This is a genomic window from Anabaena azotica FACHB-119 (assembly GCF_014697625.1).
Classification (GTDB): Bacteria; Cyanobacteriota; Cyanobacteriia; order Cyanobacteriales; family Nostocaceae; genus Trichormus; species Trichormus azoticus_A.
Genome location: NZ_JACJSG010000002.1, coordinates 223,837 through 240,024, shown reverse-complemented (window position 1 = coordinate 240,024; position 16,188 = coordinate 223,837). Strand labels below are relative to the sequence as shown.

12 protein-coding genes are annotated in these 16,188 nt (G+C 42.8%); 9 read left to right on the top strand and 3 right to left on the bottom strand.

Features of this window, described 5'->3' with window-relative positions; translation table 11 throughout:
* Positions 1–78 precede the first annotated feature (78 nt).
* Positions 79–1,491, top strand: a complete 1,413-nt coding sequence (locus H6G83_RS02385) for a 1-acyl-sn-glycerol-3-phosphate acyltransferase (protein ID WP_190466356.1) — start codon at positions 79–81, stop codon at positions 1,489–1,491.
* Between the two features lie 1,104 nt (positions 1,492–2,595).
* A complete protein-coding gene (locus H6G83_RS02380; RefSeq protein WP_190466353.1) occupies positions 2,596–2,922 on the top strand; it encodes a hypothetical protein in 327 nt (108 codons plus the stop codon).
* 57 nt (positions 2,923–2,979) lie between these two features.
* Here H6G83_RS02380 and H6G83_RS02375 read toward each other — a convergent pair whose 3' ends face one another.
* Together H6G83_RS02375 and clpS are read right to left on the bottom strand one after the other, a co-directional pair.
* Entirely contained in the window at positions 2,980–3,300 is a 321-nt protein-coding gene (locus H6G83_RS02375) for a DUF2103 domain-containing protein (RefSeq protein WP_190466350.1), read from the bottom strand.
* 5 nt (positions 3,301–3,305) lie between these two features.
* Positions 3,306–3,632, bottom strand: a complete 327-nt coding sequence (gene clpS, locus H6G83_RS02370) for an ATP-dependent Clp protease adapter ClpS (protein ID WP_190466347.1) — start codon at positions 3,630–3,632, stop codon at positions 3,306–3,308.
* A gap of 103 nt (positions 3,633–3,735) precedes the next feature.
* Between clpS and H6G83_RS02365 the strand changes: the two genes are divergently transcribed.
* A complete protein-coding gene (locus tag H6G83_RS02365) occupies positions 3,736–4,104 on the top strand; it encodes a hypothetical protein (protein ID WP_190466344.1) in 369 nt (122 codons plus the stop codon).
* A gap of 432 nt (positions 4,105–4,536) precedes the next feature.
* Here H6G83_RS02365 and H6G83_RS02360 read toward each other — a convergent pair whose 3' ends face one another.
* The gene (locus tag H6G83_RS02360) at positions 4,537–6,561 is read right to left on the bottom strand and encodes an FAD-dependent oxidoreductase (protein WP_190466343.1); all 2,025 of its coding nucleotides are present in this window, start codon (positions 6,559–6,561) and stop codon (positions 4,537–4,539) included.
* 270 nt (positions 6,562–6,831) lie between these two features.
* Between H6G83_RS02360 and H6G83_RS02355 the strand changes: the two genes are divergently transcribed.
* From H6G83_RS02355 to H6G83_RS02330, 6 genes are all read left to right on the top strand, one after another.
* Positions 6,832–8,133, top strand: a complete 1,302-nt coding sequence (locus H6G83_RS02355) for a glutamate-5-semialdehyde dehydrogenase (RefSeq protein ID WP_190466341.1) — start codon at positions 6,832–6,834, stop codon at positions 8,131–8,133.
* A gap of 661 nt (positions 8,134–8,794) precedes the next feature.
* On the top strand, positions 8,795–9,835 hold the full coding sequence (locus tag H6G83_RS02350) for a response regulator (protein ID WP_190466339.1): 1,041 nt from the start codon (positions 8,795–8,797) through the stop codon (positions 9,833–9,835).
* A 16-nt stretch (positions 9,836–9,851) separates the two neighbouring features.
* On the top strand, positions 9,852–10,229 hold the full coding sequence (locus H6G83_RS02345; protein WP_190466337.1) for a response regulator: 378 nt from the start codon (positions 9,852–9,854) through the stop codon (positions 10,227–10,229).
* 4 nt (positions 10,230–10,233) lie between these two features.
* Positions 10,234–10,731, top strand: a complete 498-nt coding sequence (locus tag H6G83_RS02340) for a chemotaxis protein CheW (protein WP_190466335.1) — start codon at positions 10,234–10,236, stop codon at positions 10,729–10,731.
* Between the two features lie 54 nt (positions 10,732–10,785).
* Positions 10,786–13,041: a methyl-accepting chemotaxis protein gene (locus H6G83_RS02335; protein WP_190466332.1), complete on the top strand. Its 2,256-nt coding sequence runs from the start codon at positions 10,786–10,788 to the stop codon at positions 13,039–13,041.
* Positions 13,042–13,164: 123 nt separating this feature from the next.
* Positions 13,165–16,071 (top strand): hybrid sensor histidine kinase/response regulator, encoded by a 2,907-nt coding sequence (locus H6G83_RS02330; protein WP_190466330.1) that lies wholly within the window; start codon positions 13,165–13,167, stop codon positions 16,069–16,071.
* Positions 16,072–16,188 lie beyond the last annotated feature (117 nt).

Genomic DNA, 16,188 nt, shown 5'->3' with positions numbered 1-16,188 from the left:
CTAACAGCGATCGCTTGCTTTTAGAAGTGCCAAAATCAATTAGGCATATATTGTTAATTACACAGATGGGAGCATCACTTGCCTAAATTAATTAACTCCACCCAACCGCCCTTAAAATTTATCCCTCACAACTTTAATCTGCTGATCCTGCGACTAATGCAGTGGTGGCTACCCCTTGTATTGCGTTTTCGCACTCGCCCTTGGCTCCCGGCTGGTATTGTCGATATACAAGGGGAGAACGCTGAGGTCTTAGCCCAACTCTATCAACAATTCCAAGCGGGTAAAATTCGCTTCTTGTTGGCGTTTCGTCACCCAGAAGTGGAAGACCCCTTGTGTATGCTGTACTTCATTTCTCGCATTGTCCCACAGGTGGCGCGGCAAAAGGGCATCCAGTTGCAATATCCTGTCCACAGCCATTTTGTTTACGACCGAGGAATGACGATATGGGCTGGGAATTGGTTGGGTTGGTTATTTTCCCGGTTGGGGGGTGTTCCAATTCGTCGCGGAAGGCGGTTAGATAGACAAGCTATCCAAACGGCGCGAGATTTATTTGCTAATGCTCAATTCCCGATCGCTGTTGCCCCTGAAGGTGGTAATAATGGTCATAGTGGGATTGTCAGCCCTTTAGAACCGGGTGTGGCTCAATTGGGTTTTTGGTGTGTGGAAGATTTGCACAAAGCTAACCGCACTGAGGCTGTTATGATTGTCCCAGTATCTATCCAATATCGCTACGTTACACCGCCTTGGTCAAAGTTGGCTGGGTTGTTGAGTAAGTTAGAAGCTGATAGTGGTTTACCAGTACAATCAATTGCTGAGTCGGCAAAACATGAGCCAGAAATTTACTATCAACGCATTTGTCGGTTGGGTGAATATCTAATTACGGAGATGGAAGAGTTTTATCGCCGCTTCTACCATCAAGATATTCCCACAACTATTGTGACTGCGGAAACCGCTACGTCCAATGAAGTGTTAATTGCTAGACTGCATCGTTTATTAGATAAAGCTTTACAAGTATCTGAAAAATATTTTGGCATACCTGCCCAAGGTAATTTTATCGACCGTTGTCGCCGTTTGGAAGAGGCGAGTTGGAATTGGATTTACCGCGATGACTTACCCGATATCGATACTTTACCGCCTTTGCGACGCGGTTTAGCTGACTGGGTAGCCCAAGAAGCAGACTTACGAGTACAGCATATGCGTCTGGTGGAAAGTTTTGTCGCTGTCAACGCTAGTTATATTCAAGAAAAGCACAGTGCTGATAGATTTGCCGAGACGGCTTTACTGATGTTTGATATGCTGGCTCGTATACAACAATCCACTCTACCAGGGCGACCAAGGTTAGGTTTGCGTCAAGCGATAATTAAGGTGGGTACGCCTATTTCGGTTACGCAACGTTGGGAACAGGTACAAAATAACCGCCAAGCTGCTAAAAAGGCTGTGGGTATCTTAACTCAAGATTTACAGGTTGAGTTGGAGGGGTTGATTGATTAAGGTAGTTTTTGTTTGTGTTTAAGGGGTATTTTTCACCACAGAGACACGAAGACACAGAGGTTTTTGTGAAGGACTTTTAGATGAGGAGTTTAGAATTATAAAAACCCCACGGGTGCAGTGTGGGGTTGATATTGTTAGAGTCTCTTTTTATGGTAATATTGTACTATAAGAAGTTTCATACTATAGCAGGGGACAGGTTATAGGGCAATACAGTTCAGTTAAGACTAGATATAATGGCAAATTTGAGGGAAACATCCTGATTTATCGGCGTTTATCGGCGTTTATCGGCGGTTAATTATTCTTATCTGAACCGTATTGGGTTATAGGGGACTCTTGACAGGGCTGGAAGCCTTTGAAATTAAAGGTTTTAAAATTGTATGTTGTCCTAACCTATGCTTCGACTGCTATAACAGGACTTACGCAACTGGCACAGTAGTAGGGTGCGTCAGATGTGGAAAATCCTTTAATCTGTGCGAAATTATTGAAGCTGACGCACCCTACTGGCGTGTCAAGGCTAAAATGTGGCAATAGATTTGAAAAAAATGGAACGCAGATGAACGCAGATGAACGCAGATGAGCAATTCGCTAATGCACTATTTTAGGCTTGCCAAGCCACTACAGTTAGTTTGATTATGACACTTGCGTAAGTCCTAACTAAGTTGCAGTCAAAGATAGTATCTTACTCTGTGCTACTTCCCGTTCCCCTCTTGGGAGGGGCTAGGGGTGGGTTCCCCTCTTGGGAGGGGCTAGGGGTGGGTTCCCCTCTTGGGAGGTGCTAGGGGTGGGTTCCCCTCTTGGGAGGGGCTAGGGGTGGGTTGCTTCCTTTCCTGCTAAAACAAACATCTTTAAACACAACTCGGTATGACTAAGCAAGTATAGACTTATACTTGGAATATGTTGCTGTTTCTGTCAATAGAAATTCATTAAAATACTTATAAATTTAACAATAAGTAATAATTTTTGATTAAATCAAACTGATATATTTATCGTTGCATTTGTTAACAAAAAGCATGGCTTTATATTGCAGTTTGTTACTATTTTGTGTTGACTGAAGGACTATTCCTTTAGACTGAATCTCAATGGCAAAATTTAGGATAAATACAGATGCACGGAGTGAATTTCTTGTGTCATGGGTCTGTGGTTGCTGTTTCCTTTGTGGCTTGTATTCTGGGTTTAATGCTGCTGTGGGAGCGCAAGGGTACAAAGGATGACGAACGGGAAGAAACAGAGAAAATTTTATTGAGAATGAGCTTTAGTTATTGGCTTGTTTATTGTGTGGCCTTTGGTTTGGAAAAGATCGTCTTTCCTAACTACGAACCGATGATGATGATGTTGAGAGTAACTACGGCTTTGTCATATTTTTTAACTTTTTCTTGTATATTGAGTTTGCCACTACATAGATTTGCAGTCAGGCAAGAAGTTCAGGATTAGTCAGTAGTCAGTTGACTATAGACTTATGAAGCTGAGTTATGATATTAAGGCGATGGGTTACGTGCCGCAGGCGATCGCAATCATTTGTTCGAGGGTATCCTGAGCAAGAGGCGTTAAGATAAACACCTCTTGCACCGTCTTACCCTGACGGGCGATAATTTTATAACCGCCGCGAATAGGTACAGATATACGTAGCTGCATTTTCGGGCAATGGCCTTTCACCCTACCAATTACCCCTGGTGTAATGGTTTGAATACCATCTTGTTGACACAGGCGTTCTAGAATAGGGATCAGGCCAGGCAAATGGGTAGAATGATTCCAAACTAATCTACCATCTTTACGCGAAGCGGATTTACGGTGGTTGGCAGGTTTACCCATGATAATTAAGCCGCCTCTAGGGGAGCCATTGTCAAGCCCGCCCGACGCAATTGTTGATGATACAATTCTGCTGGTTCTTGCGGCCCTATCCAAACGATCGCTTGTCCCTCATAATGGACTTGGTTAGTTAGATCCCAAGCTAAGTCACCAGTCATACCGGGAATATACTTCATCAAACAGTCGGCGACGTGTTGAAAGGTATTAAAGTCATCATTTAACACAATCACCTTGTAATTAGGATAAGGCTTTTGGACAGTTTGATTAGACCGTTCGGGAGCTACGGTTGGTGCTGTACTCATGCCGTAAACAGCTATTGAAAGTTTTGTAACCATAGAACAGTTAACCAGAGAATTTTACAAAGCTACACTACAACATAGTTTAGTCTATCAAAACTTTGAAAACATTCCCTAACATTTACAGATAAGGATATAATGTATGAAGCTAATTGCTATTTTGGCCGCAGTTAATACTTTATTAGTGAGTGAAGCTGTTATTGCCAATAACCATCAACATCAACAAAGCTTTGATGGAACATTGAGAATAGGTAAACAGTATTCTTATATCTTCTATTTTGGGGAACAGAGCGGAGACACAGTTGTATATTTCTTTCAAACTAACTCTGCGGTAGGAAGAAAGATTAGATCAGTATGCAGAAATAATAGATATTGCTCCGCTACTGGTTCTTTGCAAATACAAAATTCTCATCAGATCCCTAAAGGGATACCTGAGTCTACATCAGGAACTTATAGAGTTACATCTGTCTCAGCGACATCCTCTCGTTCTCAGACTTCCAACCGCAGATAATAGGCTGGTTTAAAGTCTTTCAGTTTCGGTGTTAAATGAGGTGGGGGGTAGGGTGCGTCAGATGTGAAAAATCCTTGAATGTTTACGAAATTATTGGGGCTGACGCACCCTAGAGTTATATCATGTCCGCTTAAATACTTATCATATATTGGGGGCTGGTAATAGGTAATCGGTAATCGGTAATGGTAGAAAACAATTACCTACTAGCTATTACCCATTACCGACCAAAACAACCATATTATAAGTAATTAGCCGAACTTGATATTATAGCGGTTTTCAAGTCAGTGAGGTACAGAAAAAATGATTGAACGCAGATGTACGCAGATGGACGCAGATGAATCTGTATTCTATCTGATTGCAATCCGCTATAGTTTGATAATGACACTTGCGTAAGTCCTATCACGTTAGGTGAGAAACTCTCCCCCAGTCCCTCTAGCGCCAGTCTTCCCAATTCTCGTTAAATATGGAAGTATCAGGGAAGGCTGTAGGGTTGCCATTTTGCTCTAGCAAGCGTTTGAGGGCTTGCAGTTGGGGTTCGGGTTTGGGGAGGTCATCTACTAACTGGTAAGGTGCGACTCCATTTTTCAGGGAAAAAGCGGCTACAGTCCCCGCCGCCGCGCCAGCAGACCATTCAAAGGAGTGGACTCTGTAAGCCGCCGCCGCGATGTGACTGGTGGCGATACTTTTACCGCCTACTATTAAATTATCGATTTTTTGGGGAATCATTGCCCGCAGGGCGATTTGAAAAGGATAAGCTTGTCCTGCGCCGCGTCTTTCCCCTGGGCGTTCTCTATTACCGGGGGCTTCTGGTGGGCTTTTTTCCATGCAGGGGTGGAAGTCAATGGCATAGTGACCAATGCCTACAGCGTCGGGGAAAATGGTAGAACGAGTGCGTCGCATGGCTTTATCTGGGGAAATTTGTCCAGAAATTACGGATGTTGCTTCTAAACCTGCTAATGCGGCTCTTAAACGGCGATACATATCGGGGGGTAGGGTTTTCCGGTAATATTCATCGTTATAGTTACGGCGAGAAATATCAATTTCCCAGATAGTAAAACCTGTGGGTTGTCCCCAACTGGGGCGACCGATGATGCGTCTTCCCTCACGCATATAGGGATATTTTGATAAGCCATGTGCTGTCCCCATTGGCGAGTCTAACCCAGCTAAGAAGCGGTTATTGGGTTGGGGACGCTTCACATCTGGGCCTAGTTGGGAGTCGGTGGTTCCCGCTACTAACCAGTAATAGTAGGAATAAGCTTTTTCTTCAGCTTTGCGGAGGCTTTCGGTTCGCAGTCCCCCCAGCCAACCACCTGATTTTAACTGTCCTGTCGCTTGTAGTTGTTGCCTTGTGTAAACTAAGTTATCTTGGGCTGTACCGGGGCGGTAGTCGTTACCCCATGTCCAGTTCTGCATGGAAATATCCCCTGGGGTGGGGGCGGAATATCTCACGCCGTTGAAGCTGACTTGTTGTCCTTGTTTGGGACTCCAGATGCGGCGGTAGGTGAATACTAAGCCAAAGTCGGCTAACCTTGGTAATTCATAGCTGAAATAGGGTGAATATTGGAGATAATAGGGGGGCATTTTTTGCGGTTGCGCTTCCTCTTTAGCCTCCATTGCAAAGGTGTAAGTAAAGCCTTGGGTACAATAGGGGTCATTTTGGGTACTGGATGAGGAAGGTTCTAAATAGGAACGCGCATCAATACCTAAGCGGTAGGGGACATCAGCTAGGGCGATAATTTCACCAGTTTCGCTGGCATCTACAACATACCATTTCGGGGCATTGCCTTGAGTTTGATGGGGAACTAGGCGAATGATGGTTTTGGTCAACCGGGGTGAGTTGCTGTAGCTGTAAGCTTCTTCAATTGTTTGTGATAGGGGGAGGGTGTTAAGGGGGGGTGCGCCTTTGGCTGGTTGATGTTGGATGGCGATCGCGCTATTAATTAACTTACCCTGAGAAATTTGCAAATCTTTAATTACTGTGTTGGGAAACCATTCCAATTTCCCCTTCCCCCGCTTCTGGGCATCTCTCAGCATCTGCACCATAATTGTATGGGCATCACGGGGTAAAAAACAGGACTCACTCACCCAACAGTCTCCGGGGTTGAGTTCACCATATTTTTTCTGAATACGGTTGCGTAGTTCCAAATAACCGCGAGAATAGAATTGACGACGGCTTTGTGTCGGGCGTTCATCTAAAGCCGAGGTTCCCTGAGAAGATATTTGTCCCCCCAACCAGTCGGTAATTTCCGTCAAGCAAACCCTTCTCCCAGCAAGTAAACCTTCGTAGGCTGTGGCGACACCAGAAAGTCCACCACCGACTACGAGAATGTCACAGTTTACCGTTTTATCTGGGGTTCTCGGCGGTGCGGCGACAATTGCAGCAGGTATGAGGTAGCCGGATAAGCTAAGACTGATGAGTGATGTGTAGAGACAGGCTACTTTATGTCTGCGCTTCATAATAGGGGACTCTTTCTACTGTTCCACTTGTTATTTATAGCAGGGGACTGGGGACTGGGGATAGGGGACTGGGGAGAGATGAGGGGGATGAGGGAGTGGGGGGAGATGAGGGAGTAACCCACCCCTAACCCCTCCCAGGAGGGGAATAGGGAGATGAGGGGGATGAGGGAGAATAGCTACTATGGACTATGGACTATGGACTATGGACTATTGACTATTGACTGTTGACTATGGACTAATGACTAATGACTAATGACTAATAACTAAATTATGACTACTCAAGTTGCATCTTCCCTAAATGAAATTGCTCAACAAACTCGACAGGCTGCGAGTTTGCTGGCGCTGCTGTCTACTGAGGCGAAAAATGTGGCGATCGCAGCTGTCGCTTCTGCTTTAGAATCGGCTCAGGATGAAATTTTACAGGCAAATATTGCTGACTGTGAAGCGGCTACGGCTCTTGGTATCGCTAAACCTCTATATAAGCGGTTGCAGTTGGATGAACATAAATTACGAGATGCGATCGCTGGGGTGCGGGATGTTGGTAAACTAGCAGATCCTGTGGGACAAGTACAAATTCATCGTGAACTGGATACGGGGTTAGTCCTCAAGCGGATAACTTGTCCTTTGGGTGTGTTGGGAATTATTTTTGAAGCACGTCCCGAAGCAGCCATCCAAATTATCTCTTTGGCTATCAAGTCGGGTAATGGTGTAATTCTCAAATGTGGGAAGGAAGCTGTACGTTCTTGTGAAGCGATAGTTAAAGCTGTCAAGCAAGGGTTATCTACAACAGATGTTCATCCTGATGTGGTTCAGCTACTCACAACTAGGGAAGAAACTGTGGAACTTTTGCGCTTGGATAAATATGTGGACTTAATTATCCCCAGAGGTTCCAACTCTTTTGTGCGGTTCGTGCAGGAAAATACCCGCATTCCTGTACTTGGTCACGCTGACGGTATTTGTCATATATATATAGATAAGGCGGCTGATTTAGAAAAAGCGGTGGCGGTGACTGTTGATGCTAAGGTACAGTATCCTGCGGCTTGTAACGCGATTGAAACCTTACTCGTTCATCAAGCAATTGCGGCAGAGTTCTTACCCAAAGTTGCTCAAGCCTTGGCTGAACGTCAGGTAGAATTGCGAGGCGATGAACGCACCTTAGATATTTTACCAGAGATTGAGGCAGCGACGGCAGGCGATTGGGAAACAGAGTATAGCGATTTTATCTTGTCAATTAAGATTGTAGATTCATTAACGGATGCGATCGCTCATATCAATCAATACGGTTCCCGTCATACCGATGCCATTATCACCGAAGATGCCGCAGCCGTCGCCACTTTCTTTGGCTTGGTCAACTCAGCCGGAGTCTTCCACAACTGTTCTACTCGCTTCGCTGACGGTTTCCGCTACGGTTTCGGGGCAGAAGTAGGTATTAGTACCCAACAAATGCCACCCCGTGGCCCTGTAGGTTTAGAAGGACTAGTCACATATAAATATCAAATGACAGGCGCAGGACATATCGTCGCCACCTACACAGGCGCAGAGGCTAAAGCGTTTACGCATCGGGATTTTTAGGTTAGGGACTGGGGACTGGGGACTGGGGGAGATGGGGGAGATGAGGGAGATGAGGGAGATGAGGGAGAAAAGAAATAACTGTCACCTATCACCTGTCACCTATCACCTATCACCTGTCACCTGTCACCTGCCATTTCTTCAACTTTATGAATAATAAGTGAAAAATTGGGAACTATATGGACAATTGCACTAGCAGCAGTGGAGGTAATTGTCATGGCTGAGTTTTACTAATTTGCGTATTCATACTTAATAATACAGCAAAATCTGACTAGATTGAGTCAACAGCTTTTCTTTTACGTGTAAACACGGATAAGAATTAAGTTGGATTCTGTTAGATTAGCAATACTAATTTAGTTTTCATAAATCAAAACCTACTCAGAAAAATATCGCTTTCTTCACCTTGAGCTTTTTTCATTTAATCTACTAGAAGGTATAGTCATCTCAGTATAAAGTTAGAAAATTCACCAAAATCTACCTTATAGGGGATTAAATTTTTACAAAATCTTGTCTATGACTGTGGTTTACTACATATCCTGATCGGAGTGATAAATTTTGTATTTTTAAACAAGCACTGAGTTAACTAAATGACGATAGGACTTGTGGTAAAGCTTCTGTATCAACTTAGTTGACAAGTTCGGAATTTATTTAAAGTAAAAGCAAAATGGCTACATCTTCTATAAATAATTACAAGTTAAATCATAAACTACATCCTCTATCTCTATTAGCTCAACTCACCAGCCGTAAGGCCACAGGCTGTTTACGTGTATTCACAGACACTGCTTCTTGGACAATTAATTTAGATGCAGGTAAACTTACTTATGCTTCCTATTCAGATAAATTATTTGCACGTCTTGATCAGCAACTGCGGCGCTTAAGTCAAAAAATTCCCACTCTCAACAGCGCTACTCGCATTCAAATGCGGTTGATGTTTGAACCCAAGGGTGAAACTCAGTCTATAATATATGCAGACTATCAAGCTATCTGCTGGCTTGTAGAGCAAAATCATCTTACATCTAAACAAGCTGCGGTTTTGATAGAAGAGTTAGGAAAAGAGGTCATCGCTACATTTTTACTTATTAAAGAGGGAAGCTATGAATTTTTTCCTGACGCTACTTGGGAAGAACTCCCTAAATTCTGTCATTTAGATTTGCGTTTATTAGTTGAACATTGTCAAAAACAATTACGAAATCGTCAACAGACTCAACCATCTGTAAATACAGATGCTGCTTCACAAGTTCCACCAAGCAAACCAAGTTCACCGCCTACATCTCAACCCAATAGTCCAGAAGTTAAGGAAAATTCCCAACCAACAGCAACGCCATCTCTCGTTAGAAAAACATTATATACTATTGCTTGTATTGATGATAGTCCAACTGTCTTAAATTCTATCAAAAGCTTTTTAGATGAGAATGTCTTTACAGTTGTAACTATTAACGACCCGGTGAAAGCTTTAATGCAAATTCTGCGAAGTAAACCGGACTTAATTTTACTTGATGTGGAAATGCCCAATTTAGATGGCTATGAGTTATGTTCTCTGTTGCGGAGACATTCAGCATTTAAAAATACGCCTATTATTATGGTGACGGGGAGAACGGGGTTTATTGATAGGGCTAAAGCCAAAATGGTTAGGTCTTCAGGTTATTTAACTAAGCCTTTTGACCAATCAGAATTATTAAAAATTGTGTTTAAACATCTAGGTTAAATAAGGAGATTTAACAGTGAGTATTACCTTGGTTGCCAAAATTTTGATTGTTGAAGACTCACCAAGTGAGTTAGAACTGATGAGCCATTATTTACAAGATAGTGGTTACAACGTGATTAAAGCTGCTGGCGCAAAAGAAGCAATGGAGAAGGCTGTATCGGAAAATCCTGATGTCATTGTGACTGATGTAGTGATGCCAGAAATGAGTGGTTTTGAATTATGTCGTTCTTTGAAAAAAAATCCCATTACGGAAAAAGTGCCGATAGTAATTTGCAGTTCCAAGAATTTGGAAATAGACCGTTTGTGGGCGATGAAACAAGGCGCTAATGCCTATATCACCAAACCTTACACTCGTGAACATCTATTAGGCACAATTAAATCAGTGGTGGTTTAAATTAATGGATAATTCTCAGACTGCACTGGCTAATCAGTTACCTCAAAATAAGTTAAAAGATGGTTATCTTAAATTCTACTTAAATCAACAAACTGCGGCTATTTTAGCAATGAATCATACCCAAGAAGCAGTGATTGTACCTGTAGAATCTATCACAGCTATGCCCAATATGCCTGGTTGTGTTTTAGGGTTAATGAATTGGCGTAGCCGGATAATTTGGGCAATTGATTTACCAAAAATGCTCAATTTGGAATCTTTGGAAAACAGATTACATCAATATAATGTCATCGTTATTAAAGTAGAATCGATGCTTTTGGGCTTAGTAGTACAGGAGATTAAAGGCATAACTAAAATTATGCCCGATGAGATTCGTTCACCTATTGGTCAAGTAGCATCTAGTTTAGTGCCTTATTTACGTGGTTGTGTTACCCAACAGGAAGAAAATATCCTCGTATTAGACGCGCAAGCGATTGTAAATTCTGCTGTACTGGTTGGCAATTAAAATTATCCTCAAGTATTTTGTTGTTCTCATTAACTATTTGATAAAAGTGCAATTATGTTTAATAAAACTGACATGGCTAAGGGTGGTGATGCTCAAAATAAAGCATCATTGATTTCTCCGGCACAATCTCACAATATAGGACAAATTTCTAGTAAATTGAATCATCTGCTCAATCAGCAGAGTTTGATTTATTATTACCAAAATTTGAGCTTAAAGACAAAAGCGGTAGTTTTAGCGATCGCTCTCGGCATTCTCCCCATGTTAACAGTCGGTGCGATCGCCTATAACCTCCTCAACAAATCAATCACCCAACAAATCAGTAAATCTCAACAAACAGCAGCAATTAGATTAACCCAAACAGCTAACCGCTTCATGTGGGAACGGTTCGCGGATATTCAATTTATCTCCCAACTACCATTTTTTGCCAATACTCAGGTGAGTAAGCAGACAAGTAGAGAAGAAAAACAAGCTGTACTAGATAACCTGGTGCAAACTTCCCAAAATTATGCAAGTATTGCTGTCTTCGATATCAAAGGGGAATTAATAGCCCAGTCGCGAGGCGAAATTCTATATAACCAAAAAGACCAAAGTTATTTTCAAGCAACTCTGCAAAAAGAAACTCCGATAATTCAACAAGCAGATGTTTCAACTATTTATATAGCCGTACCAGTTAAAGATACAATCACCAATCAAATCATCGCTGTGGTACGCGCTAAAATGCCGATTCAAGCCCTAGAAACGGTGATGCAAAGCTACACGGCTAATGGTAATATATATAGTCTACTCGATAACTCCGGGACGATTTTTCTCAGTCCCGAAAAAGAACTCTTAGGTAAAGAAGCTCAAGCTAATTATCCCAATTTAGCCGCAAGTCTCCAGAGAAAACAAGTTACTAGCTTCGTCACCGTTCCCAAAACTGGGCAAAAGCCAGTATTACTAAGTTACGTACCGCCGCAAACTTTCCCCGGACTACCCAACTTAAATTGGCAAGTTTTGATGAGTGCAGATGCAGATGTACTGTTTGCACCACAAACACAACTACTATGGACAATTCTCCTGGGTACAGGATTGAGTGCTGGTGCAGTGGGTGCGATCGCAGCTTGGTTAGCCCAGCGTACCACAAAGACCTTATTGGATGCCACCTCCGCCTTAGCCAAACTCGGTCAAGGTGAATTTACTACCCGTGTAGAAATTAATCGGGAAGATGAATTAGGTGCATTGGCGACAAATATCAACCAAGTCGGTGAACATCTACAAATTATCTCCAAGTACCGAGGATTTCTTGTTAACAACCCTGACCGGGAATGGCAACCCCAAGATGCTTTACAATTACAACTCCTAGAACTCCTGAGTAACGTCGAAGGTGTAGCCAAAGGAGATTTAACAGTCCGCGCCGATGTCACAGCCGGCGAAATTGGTACAGTCGCCGACTTTTTCAACTCCATCGTCGAAAACCTCCGGGATATCGTCACCCAAGTCAAACAAGCAGCCGGACAATTAAATACAGCCATCGGTTCCAACGAAGGCGCAATTCGCCAACTCGCAGAAGAAGCCCTCACCCAAGCCGCCGAAATCAACCGCACCTTAGACGCAGTGGATAAGATGACCCATTCCATGCAGGCTGTAGCCAATAGCGCCCAACAAGCCGCCACAGTCGCCAACCATGCAGCCATCACCGCGAATAAAAGCGGACAAGCAATGGACTTGACTGTACAAAACATCTTATGCTTGCGGGAAACCGTCGGCGAAACCGCCAAGAAAGTCAAACGCTTGGGAGAATCTTCCCAACAAATTTCTCGTGTAGTTTCCATCATCAACCAAATCGCCACCCAAACCAACCTCCTCGCCATCAACGCCGGGATCGAAGCCGCCCGTGCTGGGGAAGAGGGCGAAGGTTTTGGTGTAGTAGCGGAGGAAATTGGCGAACTAGCCGCCAGAAGCGCCTTAGCTACGCAAGAAATTGAACAAATTGTCGAGAACATTCAACGGGAAACCAGCGAAGTAGTGAAGGCGATGGAAGTAGGAACTACACAAGTTGTGGAAGGGACAAGAATTGTTGAAGAAGCTAAACAAAGCTTGACGCAAATATTAGATGTATCCAAGCAAATCGACTCTTTAATTCAATCAATTTCTACCGCTACTGTATCTCAAGTAGAAACATCACAAACTGTTAGTAGACTCATGCAGGATATCGCTTCTGTATCCCACCGCAGTAGTGATTCTTCTCGCCTAGTAGCCCAATCTCTCAAACAAACTGTGGAAATTTCTCACCAGCTACAAAAAGCTGTAGGGACATTTAAAGTAAGTTAATAGTCCATAGTCCATAGTCCATAGTCCATAGTAAAAAACAAAGTTTGTTGACTATTGACTATTGACTATTGACTGTTGACTGTTGACTATTGACTGTTAACTATTGACTATTGACGAATAACTATGTCAAAAGATAAAGAATTAGAAATTCAGATGCAGTTTCTGGAAGAAGCCACAGATTACATTAATACCCTAGAAGGGGTATTACTGGAAATCGATACTAGTCGCCGCATTGAGATAGAAAAGATTAACGCTGCATTACGCGCCGCCCACTCAATTAAGGGCGGGGCGGCGATGATGGGATTTCGCGCTTTGAGTGATTTATCCCATCGTTTGGAAGATGCTTTTAAGGTTTTAAAAACTCGCAAAAATTCTCTAGAAATTGATACGCAATTACAGAGTTTATTACTTTCTGCTGTTGATTGGTTACGGCAAATTGTCGAGTTATTAGCAGAGGGAAATACGGTAGAGGAAGAATGGCTAACCACATTTTGTCATCCAGTCTTCGATGAATTGCGCGATCGCCTGGGTGAACCTAGTCCTGAAGATGCTGCCACCATGCTATCACCAGAGGAGGGGCAAGATATCATTCCTCTGTTGTTTGAAACCGAGGTGGAAGCCTGTTTGCAGCGTCTAGAGTCGGTTTTGGCAGATCCCAACCAGCCTTTACAACAAGAAGTCGCCATCATGGCGGCGGAATTGGGCGGGTTGGGGGAAATGTTACAGTTAACCGCATTTACCCGACTTTGTGAGTCGATCCAATATCATATAGAAAATGCTAACGGTAACATCACAGAAATTGCTCAGTTAGCTTTACAAACATGGCGGCGATCGCAAGCTCTGGTTTTAACCAATCAACGTGACAGTATACCTACAGAACTTCAGTTTGGGAAATTAGCTCTTCCCGCAGCTACGACATCTCAGCCAGAATTTAATCTAGAAGCACCAGAAATCTTAATTGAAAATGAGCTAATTGCTGAAGATTTAACAGATAAAAATATTAATAGTGACTTGGCTGGGATTGAATTTTCTGATATAATTACAGAATTTGCTAAAGAAAATACCACAACAGATTATACATTAACTGCTAACAAAGACCGGGAATATCAAGAAAATACAGTCAGAGTTCCCAGTAAGCAATTAGAGCAAATCAACGATTTATTTGGCGAGTTAATTATCCAACGCAATGGACTCAACTCCCAATTGGAAAGATTACGCAAACTTGTGCGGAACCTCAACCAGCGAGTGCATACCCTGGAGCGAGAAAATCAAGAACTACGCACAATATATGAGAGAAAAACTACCAAAACGTTGGTAAATGCTCATAATGGGGGAGAGTATGCAGCACAGAGCGAGTTTGATGCTTTGGAGATGGAACGGTATAATGAGTTGAATTTGCGATCGCAAACAGTAGCAGAAACCATTGTCCAAGTACAAGAAGTCACCACAGACATTCAACTCGGTCTTGACGATACAGATCAAGTCGCCCGTAAACTCAACAAAACCTCAAAACAATTACAAACCAAACTCAATCATATCCGCATGCGCCCCATGTCGGATTTAGTTGAGCGTTTCCCCAGAGCCATCCGCGACTTAAATGTAGAATATGGGAAGAATGTGCAGTTGAAAATTACAGGTGGTAACACCTTAATTGAACGCAGCATATTAGAAGCATTAAACGAACCCTTAATGCACCTATTAAGAAACGCCTTTGATCATGGTATCGAAGAACCAGCCACCCGTCAGGCATTAGGCAAACCAGAACAAGGCTTAATCGAAATTACCGCCATACACCGCAGTAATCGTACCATCATTACCATGCGCGATGACGGTCGCGGCATTGCTTTAGACAAAATTCGCACCCGCGCCCAAGCAATGGGAATAGACGCGAATTTACTAGCTAACGCCACCGATGAAGAACTGCTATCACTAATTTTTGAACCAGGGTTTAGCACCTCCGAACAAGTCACCGCTTTATCTGGGCGCGGTGTGGGGATGGATGTAGTGCGGAATAACTTAAAATTGGTACGCGGTGAAATTACAGTTGATACCGAACCCGGAAGAGGAACAACCTTTACCTTATCAGTACCATTTACCCTATCCATCGCCAGAGTTTTGTTAGTAGAAACCAACAAAATGCTCTTAGCATTTCCTACCGACGTAGTAACAGAACTCTTCCTACTGCAAAACGAGCAAGTTTTCTCAATGGCTGGTAACGAAGTCCTCAATTGGCAAGGAACTATGTTACCCCTAATTCGCCTCACTCGCCACCTAGAATTTAACTGTCCCCGCTACGATAACCCCGAACTAGAAACACCCCCAGCCATTAACGCCCATAGCGTCTTAATAGTTAAAGGTAATAATCAACCTGTAGCTATTTTAGTAGAGCGTTGTTGGGGTGAACAAGAAGTAGCTATCCGCCAAGTTGAAGGAAATATCCCCTTACCCCAAGGCTTTAGTAATTGTACCATTTTAGGTGATGGTCGAGTTGTGGCATTAGTGAATATCAACGAATTACTATATAAAATTGCCACAAACCAACACCCCACCAAAAACTATCAATCTTCCTCAGCTACCTTAAAAACGCCATTCCTCTTCTTTGATAGTGCCAAACTAGCAGCACTACCTAATCAACATAAAGGCACAATTTTAATTATTGATGACTCAATTAATGTGCGGCGTTTCCTAGCATTAACGCTGGAAAAGGGAGGGTATTTAGTAGAACAAGCCAAAGATGGAGAAGAGGCTTGGGAGAAATTAGAAAATGGTTTAAAAGTGCAAGCGATAATTTGTGATATTGAAATGCCACGCCTTGATGGTTATGGCTTTTTAGACAGGATTAATTCTCACTATGATACTAAAAATATTCCCGTCGCTATGCTGACATCTCGTAGTAGTAATAAGCATCGGCAACTGGCAATGCAGTTAGGCGCTAGGGCTTATTTTTCTAAACCTTACAACGAGCAAGAATTACTCGGTAAGTTAGAAGAAATTATTTCCCATGTGGCAGTAACAGCAGCATCTAATTAATCGTAGGGCGCTGCACTGCCTATCATGTGACAATATTGAACGCAGATGAACGCAGATAAACGCAGATGAATAAGATGTTAGATTGTTAATCATGTTGACGGTTGACTGTTGTTGGTT